At 61.6% G+C, this 24,110-nt stretch carries 21 protein-coding genes; 12 read left to right on the top strand and 9 right to left on the bottom strand.

Going from position 1 to position 24,110, the window contains the following annotated elements:
* Positions 1 to 63: 63 nt before the first annotated feature.
* Positions 64 to 1,065 carry an IS30 family transposase gene (locus BM229_RS16090; RefSeq protein ID WP_093928669.1) on the bottom strand — a complete coding sequence of 334 codons (1,002 nt, stop codon included), beginning with the start codon at positions 1,063 to 1,065 and terminating at the stop codon, positions 64 to 66.
* A 256-nt stretch (positions 1,066 to 1,321) separates the two neighbouring features.
* On the opposite strand from BM229_RS16090, the gene BM229_RS16085 reads away from it, so the two are divergent.
* Genes BM229_RS16085 through BM229_RS16075 form a run of 3 tightly spaced genes read left to right on the top strand, consistent with a single transcriptional unit; the run spans position 1,322 to position 4,997 of the window.
* A complete protein-coding gene (locus BM229_RS16085; protein WP_093928668.1) occupies positions 1,322 to 1,828 on the top strand; it encodes a 2Fe-2S iron-sulfur cluster-binding protein in 507 nt (168 codons plus the stop codon).
* A complete protein-coding gene (locus BM229_RS16080) occupies positions 1,825 to 2,811 on the top strand; it encodes an FAD binding domain-containing protein (protein WP_093928667.1) in 987 nt (328 codons plus the stop codon). Before BM229_RS16085 ends, BM229_RS16080 begins: the two co-directional genes overlap by 4 nt.
* Positions 2,808 to 4,997: a xanthine dehydrogenase family protein molybdopterin-binding subunit gene (locus tag BM229_RS16075; protein WP_093928666.1), complete on the top strand. Its 2,190-nt coding sequence runs from the start codon at positions 2,808 to 2,810 to the stop codon at positions 4,995 to 4,997. Before BM229_RS16080 ends, BM229_RS16075 begins: the two co-directional genes overlap by 4 nt.
* A 15-nt stretch (positions 4,998 to 5,012) precedes the next feature.
* Here BM229_RS16075 and BM229_RS16070 read toward each other — a convergent pair whose 3' ends face one another.
* Complete coding sequence (locus BM229_RS16070) at positions 5,013 to 6,410, bottom strand: amidohydrolase family protein (RefSeq protein WP_093928665.1); 1,398 nt, start codon at positions 6,408 to 6,410, stop codon at positions 5,013 to 5,015.
* Positions 6,410 to 7,105, bottom strand: a complete 696-nt coding sequence (locus BM229_RS16065) for a GntR family transcriptional regulator (protein ID WP_244152240.1) — start codon at positions 7,103 to 7,105, stop codon at positions 6,410 to 6,412. Before BM229_RS16065 ends, BM229_RS16070 begins: the two co-directional genes overlap by 1 nt.
* Before the next feature lie 200 nt (positions 7,106 to 7,305).
* On the opposite strand from BM229_RS16065, the gene BM229_RS16060 reads away from it, so the two are divergent.
* From BM229_RS16060 to BM229_RS16020, 9 genes are all read left to right on the top strand, one after another.
* Complete coding sequence (locus tag BM229_RS16060) at positions 7,306 to 8,871, top strand: ABC transporter substrate-binding protein (protein ID WP_093928664.1); 1,566 nt, start codon at positions 7,306 to 7,308, stop codon at positions 8,869 to 8,871.
* A 61-nt stretch (positions 8,872 to 8,932) separates the two neighbouring features.
* Complete coding sequence (locus tag BM229_RS16055; protein ID WP_093928663.1) at positions 8,933 to 9,919, top strand: ABC transporter permease; 987 nt, start codon at positions 8,933 to 8,935, stop codon at positions 9,917 to 9,919.
* Positions 9,920 to 9,929: 10 nt separating this feature from the next.
* Positions 9,930 to 10,853 carry an ABC transporter permease gene (locus BM229_RS16050; protein WP_093928662.1) on the top strand — a complete coding sequence of 308 codons (924 nt, stop codon included), beginning with the start codon at positions 9,930 to 9,932 and terminating at the stop codon, positions 10,851 to 10,853.
* 9 nt (positions 10,854 to 10,862) lie between these two features.
* Positions 10,863 to 11,828: an ABC transporter ATP-binding protein gene (locus tag BM229_RS16045; protein ID WP_093928661.1), complete on the top strand. Its 966-nt coding sequence runs from the start codon at positions 10,863 to 10,865 to the stop codon at positions 11,826 to 11,828.
* Complete coding sequence (locus BM229_RS16040; protein WP_093928660.1) at positions 11,825 to 12,862, top strand: ABC transporter ATP-binding protein; 1,038 nt, start codon at positions 11,825 to 11,827, stop codon at positions 12,860 to 12,862. The genes BM229_RS16045 and BM229_RS16040 overlap by 4 nt, the downstream gene beginning before the upstream one ends.
* A 4-nt stretch (positions 12,863 to 12,866) precedes the next feature.
* Positions 12,867 to 13,502, top strand: coding sequence for a flavin reductase family protein (locus BM229_RS16035; protein WP_093928659.1), 636 nt, complete (start codon positions 12,867 to 12,869; stop codon positions 13,500 to 13,502).
* Positions 13,499 to 14,239: an aspartate/glutamate racemase family protein gene (locus BM229_RS16030; protein WP_093928658.1), complete on the top strand. Its 741-nt coding sequence runs from the start codon at positions 13,499 to 13,501 to the stop codon at positions 14,237 to 14,239. The genes BM229_RS16035 and BM229_RS16030 overlap by 4 nt, the downstream gene beginning before the upstream one ends.
* 12 nt (positions 14,240 to 14,251) lie before the next feature.
* Positions 14,252 to 15,457: an amidohydrolase family protein gene (locus tag BM229_RS16025; RefSeq protein ID WP_093928657.1), complete on the top strand. Its 1,206-nt coding sequence runs from the start codon at positions 14,252 to 14,254 to the stop codon at positions 15,455 to 15,457.
* Positions 15,442 to 16,914, top strand: coding sequence for an amidohydrolase family protein (locus BM229_RS16020; RefSeq protein WP_093928656.1), 1,473 nt, complete (start codon positions 15,442 to 15,444; stop codon positions 16,912 to 16,914). The genes BM229_RS16025 and BM229_RS16020 overlap by 16 nt, the downstream gene beginning before the upstream one ends.
* Here the strand turns inward: BM229_RS16020 and xylB are convergent.
* Genes xylB through BM229_RS15990 form a run of 6 tightly spaced genes read right to left on the bottom strand, consistent with a single transcriptional unit; the run spans position 16,906 to position 24,104 of the window.
* A complete protein-coding gene (xylB, locus tag BM229_RS16015) occupies positions 16,906 to 18,348 on the bottom strand; it encodes a xylulokinase (RefSeq protein WP_093928655.1) in 1,443 nt (480 codons plus the stop codon). The two genes, BM229_RS16020 and xylB, sit on opposite strands and share 9 nt — an antisense overlap.
* Positions 18,349 to 18,408: 60 nt before the next feature.
* The gene (locus BM229_RS16010; RefSeq protein ID WP_093928654.1) at positions 18,409 to 19,356 is read right to left on the bottom strand and encodes an ABC transporter substrate-binding protein; all 948 of its coding nucleotides are present in this window, start codon (positions 19,354 to 19,356) and stop codon (positions 18,409 to 18,411) included.
* 33 nt (positions 19,357 to 19,389) lie between these two features.
* Complete coding sequence (locus BM229_RS16005) at positions 19,390 to 20,388, bottom strand: ABC transporter permease (RefSeq protein WP_244152239.1); 999 nt, start codon at positions 20,386 to 20,388, stop codon at positions 19,390 to 19,392.
* A gap of 10 nt (positions 20,389 to 20,398) precedes the next feature.
* Positions 20,399 to 21,916: a sugar ABC transporter ATP-binding protein gene (locus BM229_RS16000; RefSeq protein WP_093928653.1), complete on the bottom strand. Its 1,518-nt coding sequence runs from the start codon at positions 21,914 to 21,916 to the stop codon at positions 20,399 to 20,401.
* Positions 21,913 to 23,049 carry a Gfo/Idh/MocA family protein gene (locus BM229_RS15995; RefSeq protein ID WP_093928652.1) on the bottom strand — a complete coding sequence of 379 codons (1,137 nt, stop codon included), beginning with the start codon at positions 23,047 to 23,049 and terminating at the stop codon, positions 21,913 to 21,915. Before BM229_RS15995 ends, BM229_RS16000 begins: the two co-directional genes overlap by 4 nt.
* Positions 23,049 to 24,104: a sugar phosphate isomerase/epimerase family protein gene (locus BM229_RS15990; protein ID WP_093928651.1), complete on the bottom strand. Its 1,056-nt coding sequence runs from the start codon at positions 24,102 to 24,104 to the stop codon at positions 23,049 to 23,051. Before BM229_RS15990 ends, BM229_RS15995 begins: the two co-directional genes overlap by 1 nt.
* Positions 24,105 to 24,110 lie beyond the last annotated feature (6 nt).

Genomic DNA, 24,110 nt, shown 5'->3' with positions numbered 1-24,110 from the left:
CGATCACCTGCCCCTGTGAGCGATACGTGAACCGCGACTCTTGTTGGGATCAGGGTAGGGATGTCATCGCATTTCCTCCAATATCTTTTCGCGGAAGACCTCGGCTGGGGTCTTCCATCCAAGACACTTTCGTGGCGTGTTGTTGAGGCGATCACAGATCACCTTCATATCGTGATCTGTGCATTGCCGGATGTCGCGTTTGCGGGGCAGCCACCTTCGAAGGCGTCGGTTAGTGTTCTCGACTGTGCCTTTCTGCCAAGGGCTGGAGGGGTCGCAAAACCACGTTTGGGTTCCGATCTCGGCTTGTAGGTGGGGCCAACTGACAAACTCGGTTCCGCGGTCAAAAGTGATGGACCGGCGGGCGACGAGGGGGAGATCTTTGATGGCGCTCATGATCTTTTCCATGACCGGCTTGGTGCGCTTGTTCGGGTTTTTCAGGATCACGGTGAAGCGGCTGACGCGCTCAACCAATGAGGTAACGTTGGACTGGCCAAGCTTTTGTTTGAACAGCATCAAATCAGCTTCCCAATGACCGAACTGACGGCGATGAGCGACATCATCGGGTCGGAACAGAATGCTGACATCGCGGTGGAATTTAGGTTCTCTGCGCCTTCTGGTGCGACGTGGTCTGCGGGCGACACGGTGGGTCGGTAGATACCACCACAGGTCTTCGCGCTGACCTTCCTTGGAATAGATGTAGCGATAGATGGTTTCTTGGCAGACCCTAAGAGGAGCACCCTCGTGGATCATGCGGTTACTGATCTGCTCGGGTGTCCAACCGTTCTTGATGCGCTCGATCACGCGTTTACACAGCTCAGGATGTTTGATCAGTTTGCGCTCTCGAGCACGACGTTCCGCTTGCATCAGGTGCGCGGCGGCACCGTAATAGCCATCGCATCCCGGCATGCTCTCGTCCGAGAAATGGTTACGCTTTAGCTCGCGAAATATCGTTGATCTGCAGCGCTTCTGAACGCGTGCCATCTCGTCAACTGGGACCTTCGCGTGTCTCCAGCGTTCTATCTTGCGTCGTTCTGTGATACTGAGTTGGTCGTAAACGGCTCCCATACCGATTCCTCTCATTAGATAAACTACTGTTTTCTAACAAGAGTCGCACTTGAGGGTAGCGCGCGTCCCGACAAGACTGTAACACCTATAGGGTTAATTATGTAACTTTATCTCCTTCGACCTTACAAACTTCCGACCTCGCCGCACTGCGCGATCGCACCCTGCGCTTGCCGCCTAAGGCCGCTGACCTAAGTCCGGTTTAGCCAATAGCCGGAGGGCTTCGTCCCCTGGCCCCATTTAGCCAGAGGAATTTGCCGTGGAAACCAATCTGACAATCAATGGCACCGAACAGCGGCTGGACCTTGATCCGCGCACCACGCTTTTGGATGCGCTGCGCCACCATCTTGGGCTGACCGGCAGCAAAAAGGGCTGCGATCATGGGCAATGCGGCGCTTGTACCGTCATGGTGAACGGCCGCCGGATCAATGCTTGTTTGACGCTGGTGTGTATGCATGACGGCGATGAAGTCACCACTATCGAAGGATTGGGCCAGCCCGGCAATCTAAGCCCCCTCCAAGAAGCTTTCGTCAACGAAGACGGTTTTCAATGCGGCTATTGCACCCCCGGTCAGATCTGTTCGGCCACTGCAATGCTCAAAGAGATCTCTGACGGGTGGCCCAGCCATGTGACCGATGATCTGGACGGCAAAGCCAAGCTGACGGCCGAGGAAATTTCAGAACGGATGAGCGGCAATCTCTGCCGTTGCTCGGCCTATCCAAATATCGTCGAAGCGATCCGTAAAGCGGCGGGAGAGAACACATGAGACCATTCGGTTATACCCGTGCCGACACCTCCGAATCCGCAGCGCGGCAGGCCGCCAGCGGAGGGACTTTCATCGCCGGAGGCACCAATCTGCTGGACCTGATGAAACTGGAGGTCATGGCACCCGAGGCGTTGATTGATATCAATCGCCTAGACTTGGGAGCGATTGAAGAGACGGATGATGGCGGGCTGCGTATCGGTGCGCTCGTCAGCAACAGTGATCTGGCAAATGACGCCCGTATTCGCAAAGACTGGCCAGTGCTGAGCCGTGCTTTGCTGGCCGGGGCCAGTGGGCAGCTTCGCAACAAGGCGACCACTGGCGGCAATCTACTACAACGAACGCGCTGCCTGTATTTCTATGATCGTGCCATGCCCTGCAACAAACGCGAGCCGGGCGCAGGGTGTTCGGCGAAAGACGGGTTCAACCGCATTCTGGCGGTGCTCGGCACGTCGGAACATTGTATTGCGGCCCATCCCAGTGACATGGCCGTGGCCATGCGTGCGCTTGGGGCCGAAGTGGAAACGTTAAAAGAAAACGGCAGCACGCGCCGCCTTACGCTTGATAACCTCTATCTGCTGCCGGGCGACCGACCAGATCAAGAGACCGTACTTGAACCGGGCGAGTTAATCACCGCCGTGGTATTGCCTGCGCCCGTTGATGGAAAACAAACCTACCGCAAGGTGCGCGATAGGGCGTCTTATGCCTTTGCTTTGGTGTCTGTCGCCGGGATCGCCAAACTTGAAAATGGGCGGATCGCCCGTGCCAATCTGGCTTTTGGCGGGCTTGCCCCGAAACCGTGGCGCAATGCCGAGGTTGAGGCCTTGTTGACCGGTGAAGCCCCATCCGAAGACCTGTTTAACAAAGCCGCCGATCTGCTGCTTGCCGAAGCCCAAGGCTATGGAGCGAATGATTTCAAAATCCCCCTCGCCCGTCGCACATTGGTGTCGGTGCTGAACGAACTGACACAGGAGGCACAGCAATGACCGAGCAGTTTAAAATGGACGCCCCTGCCACGGCACGCAGGCTTGATGACATGGCCCAGGGTCTTGTCGGTGCGCCGCTTGACCGGCCCGAAGGGCCGCTGAAAGTAACGGGTACCGCGACCTACGCTAATGAATGGCAAGTTAGGGGAATGGTGCATGGTGTCATGGTCCGCGCGCCCGACAACAGTGGGCGGGTGGTTTTGGCAAACTGCGATGCCGTAGAGAAAATGCCCGGCGTGCTGGCCGTGATCCAAGATGACCGCCTGCTGCGCAATCCCGCGCAGGGCACGGCGAACAAGGCACCTATACAGGGGCCTCAGCATGCAGCTTACCTTGGACAACTGATCGCCGTGGTGGTGGCCGAAGGCTTTGAGCAGGCCCGACACGCAGCACAGTCCTTGCAGGTGCAGCTAGAAAACGGCGAGGTCATGCCAGTCGACCCCGCCACCGCAGCGGTGGAGCCTCAAGAGGCGAAAACGCTGGATCAAGGCGATCTGGATGGCGCTATGAAAGACGCGGCATTCTCGGTCGATGTGACTTATACCACGCCGTCGCATTCCAGCTCCCCCATGGAGCCGCATGCCTCTATTGCGTCATGGCAAGGCGATGACCTGACCCTGCGTGGCAGCTATCAGATGTTGAAATACAACCGGAATGAGCTGTCGGACGCGCTTGGCATTCACCCCGACCGGCTGCGCATCCTGTCGCCCTATGTCGGCGGCGGCTTTGGCTCGAAACTCGGGATCGCGCCCGAGGCGGTCGCAGCGGCAATTGCAGCGAAAAAGGTGGGCCGCCCCGTATCGGTCGCTTTGCAGCGTCCGCAGGTCTATGAGGCCACTATGCGCCGTTCTGAAACCACACAGCGGGTACGCCTTGCCGCCGATGCAGAGGGGCGTTTGACTGGGCTCGGCCATGATGCGCGCGTCTCGAACCTGCCGGGAGAGACTTTTGCCGAACCGGTTTTGCAGGCGTCGTATTTTCTCTATGCTGGGGAGAACCGCAAAATGTCGATGGAACTGGCGCGGGTGCACCGCCTCTGCGCAGGGTCTGTCCGCGCGCCAGGCGAAGCGGTCGGCGTCACCGTTTTTGAGGGGGCGATGGACGAATTAGCTGTCCAGATCGGCATGGACCCGGTTGAGCTTCGCCGCCGCAACATTCCTGAAAAAGACCCCGAAAGCGGGAAGGAGTTTTCATCCCGCCGTTTCCTCGAAGCGCTCGACAGCGGTGCCGAAACCTTTGGCTGGGCCAACCGGCCCGGCGTCAAAGAACGGCGCGAGGGGGAATGGTTGATCGGCTATGGCATGGCTTCGGCGGCACGGGTCAACGTGCTGATGGAAAGCCAAGCGCGGGTGACCTTGACCCCAGAAGGCCGTGCGCGGGTTGAGACGGATATGACCGACATCGGCACGGGCACCTATGCGATCCTTGGCCAGATTGCCGGCGACATGCTGGGCCTGCCGCGTGATGCTGTGGACGTGGTGCTGGGCGATACCACCCTGCCCCCGGCCTCCGGTTCGGGCGGATCTTGGGGGGCCGCATCAAGCGGCACCTCCGTTTATCTGGCTTGCGAAGCGATCCGAAAACAGTTGGCAGAGCGGTTGGAGGTGGATGAAAATGACCTGACGCTGAAAGACGGCATGGCCACTTTCGACAATCAGGCCCGGAGCCTGAGCGATATCCTCAACGGGGATCAGATCGCCAAGCTTGGTCATGTGCTACCCGGGGACACTTCCGAGGCGGTGCGCCAAGCGACCTTTGGCGCCTATTTCGCCGAAGTCGCAGTGCATGCCGCCTCGGGCGAGACGCGGGTGCGGCGGATGCATGGCACCTTTGCCGCCGGTCGGATCCTGAATGCAAAGACGGCGCGGTCGCAATGTCTGGGCGGTATGACTTTTGGCATCGGCATCGCGCTGACCGAAGAGATGGCCTTTGACCCGCGCGACGGACATGTGGCCAACCACAACCTTGCCGAATACCACATCCCGGTGAACGCAGACGTACCGCAGCTGACCGTTGATCTGCTGGAAGAGCGCGACGATTGGGCCAATCCGCTTCAGGCGAAGGGGATCGGTGAATTGGGCATCTGCGGGGCCGCCGCAGCGATCACCAACGCGATCTATAATGCAACCGGCGTCCGGGTGCGCGATTATCCTGCCACTTTGGATAAGGTCATCGCGGGCATGTAAGTGGGATGGGGCCGCCTAACCCGCCGCCCCAGTCTCTGCCAGCAGATGTGTAAGATCACAGCGGGCCACGGCCTCCTGCAGCTCCTGCGCTGCTGCATCAAGGATCGCCCCCTCGTCCAGCGCCGTGCGGCGGTTTTGCATGCGGATCTCGCCATTCACGATCACCGTATCCACATCCGCCGCATTGGCAAATTGCGCCACCGTGGTCAGCGGCATCATCGGCGGATAGAGATGCGGCTTGCGTCGGTCCAGCATGACGATATCAGCCTTTTTGCCCACTTCAAGCGAGCCGAGTTCACCCTCCAGCCCAATCGCTTTGGCGGCATCGATCGTACACATTTCCAGCACGTCGAGCAGCATCATCACCTCGGGATCGCGGAAGTGACGGCGGTGATAGTGTAGGCATTGGGCCATGTGGCGGAACATGTCATAGCCCCGATCCGGTGCCGCCGCGTCAGAGCCAAGTGCAACGTTCACGCCCATCTCGCGCAGTTCCGGCGCGGGGCAGCGGCCCAACACCGACATGATAGACGACGGATTGTGCACAATAGACGCGCCACTGCGTTTTGCGGCCTCCATGTCTTCGGCAGTCAGGTCAACCGAATGCGATAGATAGGCCCAGGGACCGAGGATGCCAAAGCTTTCGGCAAGCGCAATCGAACCTTCGCGGTGCCCGTCTTGGGTAAAGCGCAGGCCGTGCTTTTCGCGCAAGGCCATGGCCGCGTCGCACATCTGGCGGATCTCGTCGGGGTCTTGCGTGGCCTCCGCGGGGGAGTAGACGGGCATGATCAGGCAGATGCCGGTCCGGCTGTCCAGAAGATCGTTGTGCTTTTGCGCCAACTCACCGCAAACCGCCATTTGATCCTCGAATGACAGCGTGATGTCACGCGCCAGATCAAGGCTTGTGTAAAGCTTTGGGAAAGGCCGCCGGTTCAGACCGACAGCAAGCATCGTTCTAATGCCAATCTCACGCGTGGCGGCGCAGTGCAGATCGCCCGCTTCGGTCGTATCGGTGCGGTAATGGTCCGCGCCGCCACCGAGCAGCATGGTGCAGGTGGTGATCCCGGCCTTCAACCGTTCCAGCCCCGACAGCCGCGCTTCGGCCTGCCAGAAACCGGGGGTGGAGCCGCGGGTATAAATGTCTTCGCAGGCCTGAAACCACGCATCGCCATCCCCGCCGCCAAGATTACGGGTCAGCCCGTGGCCCGCATGGGCATGACTGTCAATCAGTCCCGGCAGCGTTATCATATTCTCGCCCGCGATCCGTTCAGCCTCGATCGGCACACTGATCTCTGAGGCAGGGCCAACGGCGGTAATCCGGTCCGCCTCCATTAAGATTGTTGCGTTCTCGATGACGCGGCGGGCGGGGTCCATCGTGATTGCAGTGGTGTTAGTTATCGCGCGTGTGGTCATCACAGTTCCTTGCTCAATGCGGCGCCAAGCACATCGTCCTGCGGGCCGGTGCCATCGCCTGAAGCCTCAAGCTCCAGCAGTCGCTCAGCTTCTATTAGATGCGCGTCCATCGCGGTTTTGGCGGTATCAAAATCGCCTGCCGCCAGTGCTGCGACGATTGCAGCGTGTTCATCCGGGCCGCATTGTGCGTCGCATTTGGGTTGGAACACTGCTGTGACCAGCGTGCTTTTTGATACAAGGTCGCGCAGAATATCGGCCAAATGCGGAGAAGCGGCAAGTTCGGCCAAAAGCATGTGAAACGCCCCGGAAAGACGGATGATCCGCGCGGTGTCCCCCTCGGCCAACGCTTCGCGCTCTTCGGCGATATGCGTCTCTAGCGCCGCCAGTTTATCTTGGGCGCCGCGTTTTTGAAGGGCCTCAATCACGCCCCGCTCCACCACCCGGCGGGTAAAGAAAACATCGCGGGCCTCGTCAACCGAAGGTGTCGTGACAAAGGCGCCCCGGTTGGGGATGTGACTGACCAATCCATCATGGGTCAACTGATCCAGCGCCCGACGAATGCGCGGGCGACTGACGCCGAAAATCTCGCACAGGCGCTCTTCTTTCAGTCGCGTGCCGGGCGGCAAGCGGCGCTCGGCGATGGATTTCCAGATTCGTTCGTAAATCTGCTTTTCCGTAAGCTTTGCTTCCTTCACCTGCCGACCCCTTATAAATTGTTCTTTTCTGAATCTGCTGCAATTGTCGTCGAAATGCCCGATATTGTGCAAGCAATTTATGTGTTCAAACATTGTTAACAATAATTGTAGACAGAAAACCGGAATCGTGCCAGCCTGTCTTTAGTTGCTGTATTGCAGGCCCGCTATGCCCGCTTGGCAGCATGAACAGGGAGATAATAATGAAACCGCGCAACCTTCTATTAACCTCGGCACTGGCGCTGGCCTGCGCCGCCACCGTACAGGCCGAAACCTTCCGGCTCGGTACGAATGGTGACCTTTACGGCCTTGACCCGCATTCGATGACCGACAGCTTTACCGTGTCGTTCCTGAACCACGTCTATGAGGCGCTGGTGCGCTATGATGCGGACCTCAAGATTGAGCCGGCCTTGGCCACAAGCTGGGAGCAGATCGACGAGACCACCGTGCGCTACACCCTGCGTGAAGGGATCAAGTTCCACGACGGTCAGGACTTCTCCGCCGAGGATGTGGTGGCTTCGGTGAAACGCGCGTCACATGAAGACTCGCCCATTCGCGGCAATATCGCCGGTCTTGTCGACGCCAAGATGGTCGATGAAATGACGGTCGATCTGATGCTGGACGGGCCAAACCCGCTGCTTAACAACTTCCTGACCAACGTGCTGATCTTTGACAGCGGCTGGCTGGAAGAGCATGACGCGCTCGACCCGATCGACGCGCAGAAGGGCGAAGAGGGTTACACCACGTCGAACGCCAATGGCACCGGACCCTTCCGGTTTGAGTCCCGCACCCCCGACGCGCAGACTGTGCTGACCGTGAACGAAAACTGGTGGGACGAGCCGCAGCACAACCTGACCCGGATCGAGCTGAACCCGATCAACTCCGATGCGACCCGCGTGGCGGCGATGCTGTCTGGCGAACTCGACATGATCTTCCCCTCCCCCCTACAGGACGCCAAGCGGATCGAGTCCACCGACGGCATGCATGTGTTGGAAGCCCCCGGCCTGCGCGCGATCATGATGGGCATCAACATGTCCGACAAATCCAACAACCCCAACCAAGACGGCAACCCGCTGCAAAAGGTCGAGGTCCGTCAGGCGCTGGTCCACGCGATCAGCTATGACCTGCTGCGCGACAAGATCATGCGCGGCAAGTCCCGCAACCTTGGTGGGCTGGTCGCTCCGCAGGTGCCGGGCTTCGACGAAGGTGTCGATGCAATCCCCGCCTATGACCCTGAAAAGGCCAAGCAGATGCTGGCCGATGCGGGCTATCCCGAAGGCTTTAGCTTTAACATGAACTGCCCCAATGACCGCTACGTCAACGACGCGGCGATCTGTCAGGCGCTGGCCGCGATGTTCGCGCGTGTTGGTGTAAAGGCGGATCTCACGGCAGAGACCAAGGCGATCCACTTTGAGCGCGCCCGCGCCAATGAGACCGATATGTTCATGCTGGGCTGGGCGACGCTGCCAATGCTCGACGGCTACTCGGTCCTCTCGGCCATGCTGCACACCCCCGGCGGGCAGATGGGCACATGGAACCCCGGCGGCTATTCCAACGCCGAGGTCGACCGTTTGACCCAAGCTGTGGCCACCGAACTCGACGCCGAGAAACGGCACGAGATGATGGTCGAGGCCTTCCGCATCGCGGATGAGGAAGTGGCTTGGCTGCCCCTGCATGCACAGCCCCTCTCATGGGCCGCGCGGGATGCCGTGAAGATCCCCCAGACCGCGGATGACAAGCCGCGCCTCTGGCTCGCCCGGATCGAGTAACCTCCCCCGGCGGGCGACCTCCCCACGCCCGCCACCCTTTCCTTGCCAGCCGGAGGCCAGCATGTTTGCCTTTCTTATCCGCCGTATCATTCAGGCCGCGCTGGTGATGCTCGTCGTCGCCTCGATCGCCTTTTTGATGTTTCGCTTTCTGGGCGACCCGATTTCCAATCTTCTGCCCGAAGATGCCACCGTTCAGGACCGCGCCGAGATGCGCGAGAAGATGGGGCTGAACGATCCCGTTCTGGTGCAATACGGGCGCTTTATCGTCGATGCCGCCCAAGGTGACTTCGGCCAATCCTACCGCAACAACCGCCCCGTGTCGGACCTTCTGGCCGAACGCTTCCCTGCCACCGCCGAACTGGTGCTGGTCGCGGCAAGCCTCGCGCTGGCGCTTGGCATCCCCTTGGGCATCTATACCGCGCTGAACCCGCGCGGCTGGCTGAGCCAGGGGTTGCAGGTGGTCTCTCTCTTGGGCATCTCGGTGCCGACATTCGTGACCGGCATCCTGCTGATCCTTGTCTTCTCTGTCACCCTCGGCTGGCTGCCCAGCTTCGGGCGCGGCACGGTGGTTGATCTGGGCTGGTGGACGACGGGTTTCCTCACCACTTCGGGCCTCAAAGCGCTAATTCTGCCCGCGATCATGCTCGCCCTCTTCCAGATGACGCTGATCATGCGGCTGGTGCGCGCCGAGATGCTGGAGGTGCTGCGTGCCGATTACATCAAATTCGCCAAGGCGCGGGGCATTCCCAACCGGATGCTGCATTTCAAATACGCGCTGAAGAACACGCTGATCCCCGTGATGACCATCTTCGGTCTGCAACTGGGCGGGCTCATCGCCTTCGCCATCATCACCGAGACGGTCTTCCAATGGCCGGGCATGGGGTTCCTCTTTATCCAAGCGGTGAACTTCACCGACGTCCCCGTCATGGCCGCCTATCTGGTGCTGGTGTCTTTCATCTTTGTCGTCATCAACACGCTGGTTGACCTCTTGTACAATGTCGCCGACCCGCGCCTGCGGGCCGAGAGAACGCCCGCGCGCGGCGTCTGAGGAGCAGAATATGTCAAACTTCATGCCCATGCTGTACGCCTTCTGGGACAGCGATATCACCTACAGTTTCCGCAAATCGCGGGTGGCTGTCATCTCGGCGCTGGTGCTGCTGGCGATGTTCCTCACGGCGATCTTCGCCCCAAGCCTCGCGCCTCAGAACCCTTTCGACATTGCAGAGCTGGACCTTTTCGACAGCGAGTTGCCCCCGTTTTGGGTCGAGGGCGGCAGTACCGCTTACCTCCTCGGCACCGACACGCAGGCCCGTGATGTGCTGTCGTCGATCATGCACGGGATGCGGATTTCCCTGCTGGTGGGTTTCGCCAGTGTGATCCTCGCCGCTGTGATGGGGGTAACCCTCGGACTGCTTGGTGGCTTTCTCGGCGGGATCGTCGACGCGGTGCTGATGCGGATTGCCGACGTCCTGCTCAGCTTCCCGCCGATCCTCGTGGCGCTGCTCATCAACGGTGTGCTGCGCGGCGCTCTGCCCAGTTCGGCGCAGGCCGAGTCGGCGCTCATCGTGCTGATCCTATCGATCGGCCTGACCAACTGGGTGCAATACGCCCGCACCGTGCGCGGCTCGACCATGGTGGAGCGCCGCAAGGAATATATCGAGGCGGCGCGCACGCTCGGCACCGGTAAGGTGGCAATCATGATGAAGCATATCTTGCCCAACGTGCTTGGCCCGGTGCTGGTGATCGCCACCATCAACCTCGGCATGGCGGTGCTGACCGAAGCGACGCTGAGCTTTCTGGGTGTCGGCATGCCGCCCACCCAGCCCTCGCTCGGCACGCTGATCCAGATCGGCAATGAATTCTTGTTTTCGGGCATCTGGTGGGTCGTCGTCTTCCCTGCCGCGGCACTGGCGATCCTCGTGTTGGCGGTGAACCTGCTGGGCGACTGGCTGCGCGATGCGCTTAACCCCAAATTGCGGTGAGGTACCCCAATGTCACTTCTTGAACTGGACAATATCGTTGTCGAATTCCCCACCCGCCGCGGCCCGTTGGAGGCCGTCAAGGGGCTGAGCCTTGATCTCGACGAAGGCGAAATCCTCGGGCTGGTCGGTGAATCCGGCGCAGGCAAGTCGATCACCGGGGCGGCGATTACCGGGCTGATCGAACCGCCCGGCTTGATCCGCTCGGGCGAGGTGCGCCTGCGTGGCGCACGGATCGACAACCTGCCCCCCGAAAAGATGCGCCGCATCCGGGGCAAAGAAATCGGCGCGATCTTTCAGGACCCGCTGACCAGCCTCAACCCAGTCTATACCGTGGGCGAGCAACTCATCGACACGATGCGCGTGCATCTGGGGTTTGATCACAAGGCCGCCCGCCAGCGCGCCATCGACTGGCTGGCCGAAGTCGGCATCCCGGCCCCCGAGGCGCGGCTCGACCAATATCCGCACCAGTTCTCGGGCGGGATGCGGCAGCGTGTAGTGATCGCGCTGGCGCTTTGTGCCGAGCCGAAGCTGATCATCGCGGACGAGCCGACCACGGCGCTTGATGTCAGCGTGCAGGCGCAGATCCTTGCCCTGCTGAAACGGCTTTGCCGCGAGAATGGCACGGCGGTGGTTCTGGTCACCCACGACATGGGCGTGATCGCCGAGACCGCCGACCGCGTCGCGGTGATGTACGCCGGGCGGCTGGTCGAGATCGGCGACGTAAAACAGGTCATCGAAGAGCCGCTGCACCCCTATACGCGGGGCCTCATGGCCTCGATCCCGCAGATCGGCAACCGCGACCGCCGCCTCACGCAAATCGAGGGCGCGATGCCCGGCCTGCGCAACCCCGCCCCCGGCTGCGCCTTTGCCCCGCGCTGCCCGCGTGCGATGGAACACTGCCACAGCTTGCGCCCCGCGCCGCAGGACGCGGGCACCGGCCAAGTCGCCTGCCACCTTTATGGAGAGACAGCATGACCCCTCAAATCGCCCCCGACGACATCCTGAGCGTGCAGAATATCTCCAAGCGCTTCGACGTGTCCGAACCCTTTCTCAACCGGGTGCTGGAGCGCCGCCCGCGCCGCATCCTAACGGCGGTGAACGACATCAGCTTTGACGTGCCGCGTGGCAAAACCTTTGCCGTGGTGGGCGAGTCCGGCTGCGGCAAGTCCACCGTGGCGCGGCTGCTGATGGGGCTGCACACGCCAAGCGCGGGCGCCATCCGCTTTGAGGGGACAGACATCACCCATATGCCCCCCGGCAATCCCCCCGAACTGCGCCGCCGGATGCAGATGATCTTTCAAGACCCCTATGCCTCGCTCAACCCGCGCTGGCGGGTGCGCGACATCATTGGCGAGCCGCTTAAAAACTTCGGCATCTGCAAGACCCGCGCCGAAGTGACCCGCGAAGTGGAAAAACTGCTGAGCCAAGTGGGCCTGATCCCCGCCGACGCCAAGAAGTTTCCGCACGAGTTTTCGGGCGGCCAGCGCCAGCGCCTGTCGATTGCCCGTGCGCTTACCACACGGCCCGAACTGCTGATCTGCGACGAGCCGACCTCGGCGCTGGACGTGAGTGTGCAGAGCCAGATCCTCAACCTGATGAAAGACCTGCAGGATGAGTTCAACATGAGCTACATCTTCATCAGCCACGATCTGGCGGTGGTCTGGTACATGGCCGATGTGCTGGCGGTGATGTATCTGGGCAAGATCGTCGAGGTCGGCCCCAAAGAGCAAATCTTTGAGAACCCGCAGCACCCCTACACACGCCTGCTGATGGAAACCGTGCCCAAGCTCACCGTTGGCGGGACCGAGCGTGCCCCGGTGGCGGGCGAGGTGCCGAACCCGATCTCGCCCCCGCCCGGTTGTTCGTTCCACCCGCGCTGCCCGCTGGCGAATGACACCTGCCGCAGCGTGGCACCGGCGTTGAACCTGCGCGCGGGCGGTCAGAAATCGGCCTGTCACGCGGCGGACGAAGGGCGGCTGCCGGCATGGCTTCGGCTGGCGGCGGAGTAGCGGGATGGAATTTGACTTCACCACCCTGCCCGAGCGCGACCGCTACCGCCTGCTGTCGAGCTTCGTCGCCCCGCGCCCCATCGCGCTGGTCACGACGTTCTGCCCCGATGGGGTGGCCAACGCGGCCCCCATGAGCTTTTTCAACGTCTTCTCGCAGGAACCACCCATCGTGATCCTTGGCATCCAGACCCGGCCAGATGGCACGGTCAAAGACACGGTGAACAACATCAACGCCCGGCAGAGTTTCTGCATCAACATGGTCGACATGGCGCTGGCCGAAGCGATGATCACCTGCGGCATCAGCTATGAGCCGGACGTGGACGAAATCGCCACCGCCGGGCTGACCATGACGCCCGCCAGCCAGATCGAAGGCGGTTGGATCGCGGAAAGCCCCTGCGCCATGGAATGTGTCGTGGTCGAAACCATCAGATACGAGCGGCGCGAGATCATTCTGGGCCGGGTCGTACAGATGCATATCCGCGACAACTGTCTTGATGACGCAGGCCGCTATGTGCGCCCCGAGAACTACCAGCCCATCGCGCGGCTGCATGCCGACAATTACATCACCTCTGACCGACAGTTCGAGCTGAAGGCACCCGCCCAGCCTCCCGCTGGCGTGACACGGAAAGCCGCACCATGAAAATCCATCTGATTAATCCAAACTCGACGCCGGGCATGACCGACGCCGTCGCCCGTACCGCTCGCGCCCATGCCGGGCCGGGCGTCGAGATCATGGCCGCCACAGCACGCGGCACGCCGCCTAGCATCGAAGGCTACGCTGACGAGGCCCGCGCCGTGCCTGCCATGCTCGACGCCATTATCGCCGCCGAAGCACAGGGTGCTGTGGCCCATGTAATCGCCTGTTTCGATGATCCCGGCCTTGATGCCGCACGCGCCGTGGCGATGGGGCCGGTGATCGGCCTGTGCGAAGCCGCGCTGATCGCGGCCGGAAGGATCGCCAAGCGCTTTTCCGTGGTCACAACCCTGCCCTGCGCCGTGCCGATTATCGAAGACCTCGGGGATCGCTATGGCTGTGGCCGGGCGCTCTGCGCGGTCCACGCCGCCGACATTCCGGTGCTCGACCTAGAATTTGCGCCCGTGCAAACTCTGCCCCTTATTGCCCGCAAGATCCGCCAGTCGGTCGAAGAAGACCGCGCCGAAGCGGTCGTGCTGGGCTGCGCAGGCATGAGCGCGCATCTGGAGCAACTGGGGCGCGACGCCGGGGTGCCAGTGATCGATGGCGTGGGCTTTGCCATCCGCATGGCCGCTGGCTTGGCCGCCACAGGCCTGCTGACCAGCAAGGCTGGTGCCTATGCCCTACCCCGCATCAAAGAGATCGCCGCGCCTACCCCTCGCGTCGCGCCTCTTACACGATAGACAGGACCACACATGACCAAGCCACTGCTGCTGAAAAACCTGCGCCTGATGGGTGCCGCGAAAACCGACGTATTGATCGAGGACGGGCGCATTGCCCGCATCGCCCCTGAGGTCACGCCAACTGGCGATGTCACCGTCGAAGACTGCGGCGGTGACATCGTCCTGCCCGGCCTTATCGACGCCCACGCGCATCTCGACAAGACGCTTTGGGGCATGCCATGGCATCCACATCAGCAGGGCAAAAGCCTCCAGCAGATGATCGACACCGAGCGTCGTCTGCGCCACGAGCTGGACATGGACGCGGAGCGCCAATCGTCGCGGCAGGTGGCACTGGCGCTGTCCAAAGGTACGACGGCGATCCGCAGTCATGTCGATATCGACACTGACCACGGGCTGAGCCTGTTTGAGGGGGTCGCGGCAACACGAGCGCGTTACGCCGAGGTGATGCAGATCGAGATCGTCGCCTTCCCGCAATCGGGCATGATGATCCGCCCCGGCACGGTAGAGCTAATGGATCAAGCTCTGCGCGACGGGGCCGAGATTGTCGGCGGATTAGACCCCTGCGGCATCGACCGGGATCCCAAAGGGCAGCTCGATGCGGTCTTTGGACTGGCCGAGAAACACGGCAAGCAGATCGACATTCACCTGCACGAGCCGGGTGAAATGGGCGCATTCAGCTTTGAGATGATCCTCGACCGGACTGAGGCGCTGGCGATGCAGGGTAAGGTGACCGTGAGCCACGCCTTCTGCCTTGGCATGAACGATCAGGCGCGGGTGGCGGGATTGCTTGACCGGATCGCGGCGTTGGACGTGTCGCTGGCCACCACCGCGCCTGCCTCGCGCCCAGTGCCTTCGGTCGCGGCCTGCCGTGAACGGGGCATCGCGATCTGCGCGGGTAATGATGGCATCCGCGATACGTGGACGCCTTACGGCAACGCCTGCATGTTGGAACGCGCAATGCTCGTCGGCCTGCGCAACAATTTCCGCGCCGATGTTGAGGTCGCTTGGGCGCTCGACACCTGCAGCACCGACGGGGCGCGGGTGATGGGGCTTGCGGGCTACGGCCTCACCGAAGGCAGCCGCGCCGATCTGGTGCTGGTGGATGTTGAGGCAGTCTCGGAAGCGATCACTCTGCGCCCGCCGCGCCGGTTGGTCATTTCCGGCGGGCAGATCGTGGCGCGTGATGGCGTGACGGAGGCGGCATGGCAAACGGCATGAAGCGCACGGCTCTGACCGCCGCTTGGGTCGTCGGCCACGCAGACGGTCAGCACTGTCTCTACCGCAACGGTACCGTCGTCGTTGAAGGTGAGAAAGTACTGTACGTCGGCCATGACTTCGACGGCGAGGTGGCAGAAACCATAGACTTTGGAGAGGCAGTGATCGGGCCGGGGTTCATCGACCTAGACGCGCTGGCCGACCTCGACACCACCGTGCTGGGCTATGACAACCATCCGCCAGAGTTGAAGGGCCGGGTCTGGCCAGAAAGCTACATGCGGGCCGGGCCGCGCGAGATGTATTCGCCCGAGGAACTGGCATTTCAAAAACGCTACGCCTTCACCCGCCTTATTCGCAACGGCATCACCACCGCATTGCCAATCGCTTCGCTGTTCTACCGCGCTTGGGGAGAGACTGCGGAAGAGTTTGACGCCGCGGCGGATGCAGCAGCGGACCTCGGGCTGCGGGTTTACCTCGGCCCCGCCTATCGCAGCGGCAATCTGGTGGTGAATGCGGAGCGGCAGATCGGTTTTCACTATGACGAAGCGCGCGGTTTTCAGGGGCTTGCAGATGCCGAAGCCTTCATCACCCGCCATGAGAACACCCACGGCGGGCTGATCCGCACGATGCTGACGCCCGACCGGATCGAGACCTGTACGCCCGACCTACTGGCCCGAAGCGGTGCCGCCGCACGCGCCCATGACGTGCCGATCCGGTTGCATTGCTGCCAGTCCCGGTTGGAATACGATCTGGTGTTGCAACAGCACGGCAAAAGCCCGCTGGAATTGCTGCGGGACACCGCCTTCTTCGCCCCTGCGACGATCCTGCCGCATGGGCTGTTCCTATCGGACGTCAACGGGATCACCCATGACGCGCCGGACCATGACATTCTGTGCCAATCAGGCGCGGCCTTGGTGCATTGCCCGCTGGTAATGGCGCGGGGCGGTAAGGTGATGCAGTCCTTTCCACGCTTCCGCGACCTTGGGGTGACCATTGGCATGGGCACCGATACGCATCCGGCGGATATGATCCAGAATATGGCGCTTGGCGTGATGACGGCCCGGATTGCCGAAGGGAACGCGACCTGTGTGAGCGCCGTCGATTTCTACAATGCCGCCACTTTGGGTGGAGCGGAGGCGTTGAACAGGCCCGATCTGGGGCGGCTCGTCCCCGGTGCGGCAGCGGATCTGAATGTGATCCGGCTTGATAACCCCGACATCGGCCAGCGCATCGACCCGATCCAAACCCTGCTGTTGAACGGCTCGGGCCGTGATGTGTCTGACGTGATGATTGCCGGGCGGTTCGTCATGCGCAATGGCATCATCCCCGGCGTCGATGAGGGGGAGTATCACCGCCGCGCGCAGGCGCAGTTCGATGGCATGGTGGCGCAATATCCTGATCGGACACTGTTTCATCCGCCGGTCGAGGAGATCTTCCCCACAAGCTATCCGCTAGGTTGACGCCCCATTCCAAGCGGCACGGTAGGCTGGGTAGCTTCTTGCATAGGCTGGTTCGAGTGCGGGATTGGGGGCGATACTCTTGCGGATTTTCGGGGGCACAATCACTTCTGGTTGCGTCACATCACCGCTGCCCAGCATCGCCAGCCGCGCCGCCCCAAGCGCTGCCCCCTGGGCGCCACTTTCGGGCACATCGAGGGTCAGGCCAGTGATATCGGCGATCATCTGAAGCCAGGTTTCCGACTGGCTGCCCCCGCCCGCCACGCAGACACGCTCAGGCAGGGAGCCACTTTGCCCAAGCGCACGACAGCAATCGGCAAAGGCGAAGCCGACCCCTTCCATCACCGCTTGCACCATATCGGGTAACCCATGCGCGCGGCGCAGACCGTGGAAGGATCCGGTGGCATCGGGTGCGTTATGCGGGGTCCGTTCGCCTGAAAGATAGGGCAGGAAAGTGATTGGTGAGGGCTGCGTCACGTCCCCTACCATGCTCGCCAGCGCTGCCGGGTTCTGCCCGGTGATCTGCCCCAACCAAGCCAGAGCATCCGTCGCCGATAGGATCACGCCCATCTGATGCCATGTCTCGGGCACCGCATGGCAGAAACTATGCACTGCACTCTCGGTGTTACTGGCAAAACAATCCGTGACCGAGAACAGCACGCCCGAGGTGCCGAGCGACAAAAACCCCTGCCCCGGCTGCACCAGCCCCAGCCCCACGGCGGTGGCCGCGTTGTCGCCTGCACCGCCCGCAACGGCGACGCTGCTGACACCCCAGTCGGCCGCCAGTTCCGCCCGAAGCCCGCCCGCCCGCGCGCTGCCTTCGACCAAGCGCGGCATGTGATCGCGGGTTAGGTCCGTGGCGGCGAGCAATTCATCAGACCAATCGCGCTTTGCCACATCGAGCCACAGCGTGCCTGCCGCGTCAGACATTTCCGAGACATGTTCGCCCGTCAGCCAAAGACCAACGTAGTCCTTGGGCAGCAAAACTTTGCGAACCTGCGTGAAAACCTCAGGCTCATGTTTTTGCACCCATCTCAACTTGGGCGCAGTGAAGCCCGCCATGACGATATTGCCGCCGATACCGCGAAAGTCGGCCAGTTTTTCCAACTCAGCACATTCGGCATGGGCGCGTCCATCGTTCCATAGGATTGCCGGACGCAGGGGCCGGTCATTTGCGTCAAGCAAGGTAGCTCCGTGCATCTGCCCTGAAACAGCAATGCCACGTAGGGCTGCGAATTCGGCGGGGGCGGCGGCGCGGACCTGCGCAATCGCACTCTCGCAGGCGGTGATCCATGAACGGGGGTCTTGCTCGCTCCACATCGGGTGCGGGCGCTGAACCTCCAACGGGGCATGACCCTCGGCCAAGGCCCTTTGGCCTTCGTCGATCAAAAGCGCTTTGACGCCCGAGGTGCCTAGGTCCAAGCCAAGATAGGTCATGCGGTACTCGTTACTTCACAGAAGGAAAGGCCACCGGCAGAGTGCCGGTGGCGGCATTAATCAGAACGGGCTGTCAGGATAGTAGAAATCCATCGCGTTCTCTTGCGTCACCAGCACCGAGCCGATCACGAATGTGCCCGAGACCGGTGCGTTGGAGGTAAGGCCCACGGCGGTCAGCTCAATCGCGGTAGCGATCATCGACGGCGGGTAGGTGACATTGGCCGGGATCATCGCATCGCCATCGGCTGTGCGCTTGATCATTTCTTTCATGCCGGCACCGCCGAGCACGAATTTCACGTCGTCACGCCCTGCGGCTTCGATCGCGGCCAGCACGCCAATCGCCATGTCATCGTCAGACGCCCAAACCGCGTCGATGTTAGGATACTTCGACAGGAAATCCTGCATCACGGTAAAGCTGTCGTCACGGTTCCAGTTGCCATGCTCCATGTCGAGCACATTGATGCCGGAGCCTTCGATGGCTGTGTTGAAGCCCTCGACACGCTCGTTGTCGATGGTGGTGGGGATGCCGCGCAGCACGACGATATCGCCGCCATCGGGCATTTGCTGGGCCATGAATTCACCCGAGACCTTGCCAAAGCCGCTGTTGTCGCCCGCGACATAGAGGTCTTGAATGCCCTCAACGGAAAGGCCACGGTCGACCACCGTCACCCATGCACCGCCTTCGGCCACGGCTTGCACCGGTGGGGTCAGCGGGTCGGATTCAAAGGGCAGGACCACCAGCGCGTCGATGTTGCGCGTCGCGACCATGTCTTCGATATCATTCACCTGCTTGCCGGGGTCCGACGCGGTAGCCAGGACGAAATCGAGGTCGGGATAGACCTCTTCCAAACGTTCGACGGTTTCCTTGGCGTGGTAGTTCATGCCCCCCGCCCATCCGTGGGTCGCCGCCGGGATCGACACGCCGATGACTTTGGTCTCTTGGGCAAAGGCGCCCGTACCGACAGCCGTGGCCAGCGCTGTGGCAATGAATGTTTTGGTAAATGTCATTTTTGCTCCTCCCATGAAGCGTTCAACTACGGCTTAAAGCGCCGTCTTCCTTTCGCGCTGTAGGATCACAGCGAGAATGATGATAATCCCTTGGATCGCACCGTTCAGATAGGGCGACACGAAATCGGTGAGGTTGAGGATATTGCCGATCAGGCTGAGGATCAGCACGCCGATGACGGTGCCCCAAACCCGGCCAAAACCGCCCTTCAATACTGTGCCGCCGATGATCACCGCGGCGATGGCCTCCAACTCCCACAATACCCCGGTCGAGGCCGAAGCCGAGCCGAGGCGCGGCACATACATGATCGTGGCGATGCCCACCAAGATGCCCAAAGCGGCATAGGAGATCAGCCGCGTGCGGTTGACGTTCACATTGGAATAATGCGCGACATGTTCGTTGGAGCCCGTGGCGGCGCAGTGGCGGCCATAGACAGTGCGCGACATGATGATCTCACCAATGACGACCACCAGCGCAAAGACGATGATCGGCCAGCTGACCCCGAGGATCCCGTCAAAGTAAACGGGCCGGTAGAAACTGCGCAGGCCAAAATCGAGCGACAGGGTGCCACCATCGGCCAGCCACGTCACCAGCGAGCGGTAGATGCCCATGGACCCGAGCGTGACGATGAACGCCTCAATGCCAAGTGCGGTGATCAAAAAGCCGTTCAACAGGCCAGCCAGTAGCCCCGCGACGATGGCCGTGAACATCCCCAACAGGATGATCGGCACGCCGACACCAAGGCTCGGCAAGGCGGCGTTCATCACCAAGATCATCAGCCCCGCGATAAAGGCCGCCATCGACCCGACAGAGAGGTCAAGCCCCCCGGCGGTAATGACAAAGGTCATGCCCACCGCGATAATCCCGATAAAGGCCGAGCGGGCGAGGACGTTGGTGATATTCGCCGCACTTAGAAAGTTTGAGTTCATCAGCGCGCCGATGACCAAAAGGACGATCAGCGCGATGATTGGCCCGAGGACGGACATCGACGGCATCCGGAAGCTTTTGGTGTGAGGTGTGGTTACATCTGTCATCTTCGTTTCCTTAGGCCGTCATCGGCATTTGTTCGGCGCGCAGCCCCATCGAGAGGCGGACAATCGCGTCTTCCGTGATCTCACCTGCGTTCAGCGTGCCGCTGACCTCGCCTAACCGCATGACCATCACGCGGTCGGCAAGGCCGATGAGTTCGGGCATTTCAGAGGTGATCACGATAATGGCGTGGCCCTGATCGGCCAGTTTACGCAGAAAGGCATAGATTTGCTGCTTGGTGCCGATGTCGATGCCTCGCGTCGGCTCATCGACGATCAGGATGCGCGGCTCGGAGAGCATGATCTTGGCCAGCAGCAGTTTCTGTTGGTTGCCGCCCGACATATTGCCCACACGCACGTCACGGCTGCCCGCGCGAATGTCGAACTCGCTGATCGCATGGGTCAGCGCCGTTTCCTCGGCGCCTCGGTCGATCAGGAAGCCGCCGAACTTATGGAGGTTCTGCAGCGTCAGGTTCTCGCGCATACCGCGTTCCAGCAGCAGCCCGCGCAGCTTGCGGTCTTCGGTGAGGTAGCACAGCCCGGCCTGCTGCGCGTCGCTGGGTTGTTTGAATTGCAGCGGCTGGCCGAAAAGCGTGACACGATCGGACGTCGCCGGTCGCAGCCCCGCCAGCCCTTCCATCACCTCTGTCCGGCCCGAGCCGATGAGCCCGCCCAGCCCCAAGATCTCGCCCTGTCGCAGCGAAAATGAGACGTTGCTGGCAAAGCCCGGCACGCTGAGGTTTTCAACCGAGAGCACCTCCGGCGCGCCCCGCTCCACGCCGGGTTTGGCGGGGTAGAGGTCGGATACATCGCGGCCCACCATGGCGGTGGCCATTTCGTCTTCGCTGATGTCCGAGCTTGGCCCCGAATGCACAACTGCCCCGTCGCGCATGATGGTGACATGGTCCGAGATCTCGGCCACTTCATCGAGTTTATGCGAGGTGAACAGAACTGCCGTGCCCGCCGCGCGCAGCGCCGCGACCTGTTTGAACAGCACATCGGTTTCGCGTTTGGTCAGTACCGCCGTCGGCTCGTCCATGATCAACACCCGCGCATCGCGCGACAGGGCTTTGGCGATTTCGACCATCTGTTTGTCGGAGTTCGACAGGCTTGACACCAGCGCATCCGGGGACACGTTGCAGGCTACCCGGTCAAGATAGTCCCGCGTGCGCCGCCGCATCTCAGCTTTGTCGAGCAGCGGCCCGCGTTTCAACTCGCGTCCCAGAAAGATATTTTGCTCAACCGTCAACTGCTCGGCCAAATTGAACTCTTGATGGATCATCACGATCCCGGCCATCTCGCCCTCGTGCAGACTGTTGAACCGCACCGGCGCGCCGTCGAGTTGCACATCGCCCTTGCTGGGCAGTTGATAGCCCGCCATGATCTTCATCGTCGTCGATTTGCCCGCCCCGTTCTCACCGATCAGCGCATGAACGGTCCCCGGCTCCAGCGCGAGGGTCACGCCGTGCAGCACTTCGATCGAGCCGAAGCTTTTGCTCACGTCGCGCAGGGCAAGAACGGGGGTGGCACTCATAGCTTGGTCCACGCCGCATCATTGGCCGAGGAGGTGACGCAGGCGTTGATGAAACGCATTCCGTCCATCCCCTCCGCGATGCCCGGGAGCACGCCCATGGCGCTTTCGCGGCTGGCACCGCCCTGCACCGCGCGGATCGCATCGGCGGCTTCGTTATAGATTGTGGCGAACCCTTCGAGGTAACCTTCGGGGTGGCCGCCGGGAATGCGGCTCACGGATTGCGAGGCCTCCGACGCCCCTGCTCCGTTGCGGGTGATCAGACGCTTCGGCTCTCCCAATGGCGTGAACCAGAGATAGTTCGGGTCCTCCTGCGACCACTCCAGACCTCCTTTTTCCCCATAGACCCGCAGCTTCAGCGCGTTTTCGTTGCCGGGGGCGACTTGGCTTGACCACAGCATGCCGCGCGCGCCGCCAGCAAAACGCAGCATCATATGGGCGTTGTCATCCAGCTTGCGCCCCTTGCCCCAGCTTTGCAGATCGGCGGCGATGCTTTCGACCTGCAAGCCGCTTACAAAGCACGCAAGGTTATGCGCATGAGTGCCGATGTCGCCCACAGAGCCGCCCGCGCCGGAGCGTGCGGGATCGGTCCGCCATTCGGCCTGTTTGACGCCTTCGTTCTCCATCGGAGCGGTCAGCCAATCCTGCGGGTACTCTGCCTGAACGATGCGGATATCGCCCAGATCACCCGACGCCACCATGGCCCGCGCTTGGCGGATCATCGGATAGCCGGTGTAATTGTGGGTGAGGATGAAAAGCGCCTCGGCCTCCGCGACGCTGGCCGCCAACGCCTCCGCATCCTCCAATGTGGAGGTCAGGGGCTTGTCGCAGATCACATGGATGCCCTTGGCCAAGAAAGCCTTCGCGGCAGCGGCATGAACGTGGTTGGGCGTGACGATCGAGACCGCATCGATCCCGTCTTCGCGGGCGGCTTCGGCCTCGGCCATCTCTTCGAAACTGCCGTAGGAGCGCGGGATGCCCAAAGCCTCCGCACTCGCGGCGGATTTCTCGGGGGTCGAAGACAGCGCGCCTGCGACCAGTTCAAACCGGTCGTCGATGCGTGAGGCGATGCGGTGCACCCCGCCGATAAAGGCGTCATTGCCGCCGCCCACCATGCCAAGTCGAATACGTGCCATCAGTCGATCCCCAGCATCTTGCGGTTTGCCGCCTCATCGGTGCCGCCATCGGCGAAGTCGTCAAAGGCTTTGTCGGTCACGCGGATGATGTGATCGGAGACGAATTGCGCCCCTTCGCGCGCGCCGTCTTCGGGATGCTTGAGGCAGCATTCCCATTCCACCACGGCCCAGCCATCGAAATCATTGGCGGCCATTTTGGAAAAGACCGCGCCGAAATCAACCTGCCCGTCGCCCAGCGACCGGAACCGCCCGGCGCGGTCTGTCCAGCTTTGATAGCCAGAATAGACCCCCTGACGCCCTGTCGGATTGAACTCAGCATCCTTGACGTGGAACATCTTGATCCGGTCTTTGTAGATGTCGATGTTATCAATATAATCAAGGCATTGCAGGACGTAGTGACTGGGGTCATAGAGCATGTTGGCCCGCGCGTGATTGCCCGTGCGTTCCAAGAACATCTCATAGGTGATGCCGTCATGCAGGTCTTCGCCGGGGTGGATTTCATAACAGACATCGACACCGCAGTCTTCGGCGTGGTTCAAGATCGGCAGCCAACGCGCGGCCAACTCATCAAAGGCCGTCTCGATCAACCCTGCTGGTCGCTGTGGCCATGGGTAGACATAGGGCCAAGCCAGCGCGCCCGAGAAGGTCGCATGTGCGCCGATGCCCATGTTCTTTGACGCCGAAAGCGCCATCTTCACCTGCTCGACCGCCCATTCCTGACGCGCCTTCGGATTGCCGCGCACTTCCTCTGCGGCGAAGCCATCGAATGCGGTGTCATAGGCCGGGTGCACCGCGACCAATTGGCCCTGAAGGTGGGTCGAAAGTTCGGTGACCTCTACGCCGTTCTCGACTGCCTTGCCCTTGAACTCATCGCAGTAATCCTTGCTCGACGCCGCTTTGGCCAAGTCGATCAGCCGCGCGTCCCAACTGGGCACCTGCACGCCTTTGTAGCCACAATCGGCGGCCCATTTGGTGATGCTGTCCCAAGAGTTGAAGGGCGCTTCGTCGCCTGCAAACTGCGCCAGAAACAGCGCTGGTCCCTTGATCGTTTTCATGGTGGT

This window comes from Sulfitobacter dubius (assembly GCF_900113435.1).
Taxonomy (GTDB): Bacteria; Pseudomonadota; Alphaproteobacteria; order Rhodobacterales; family Rhodobacteraceae; genus Sulfitobacter; species Sulfitobacter dubius.
This window is presented reverse-complemented; position numbering and strand designations above follow the sequence as displayed.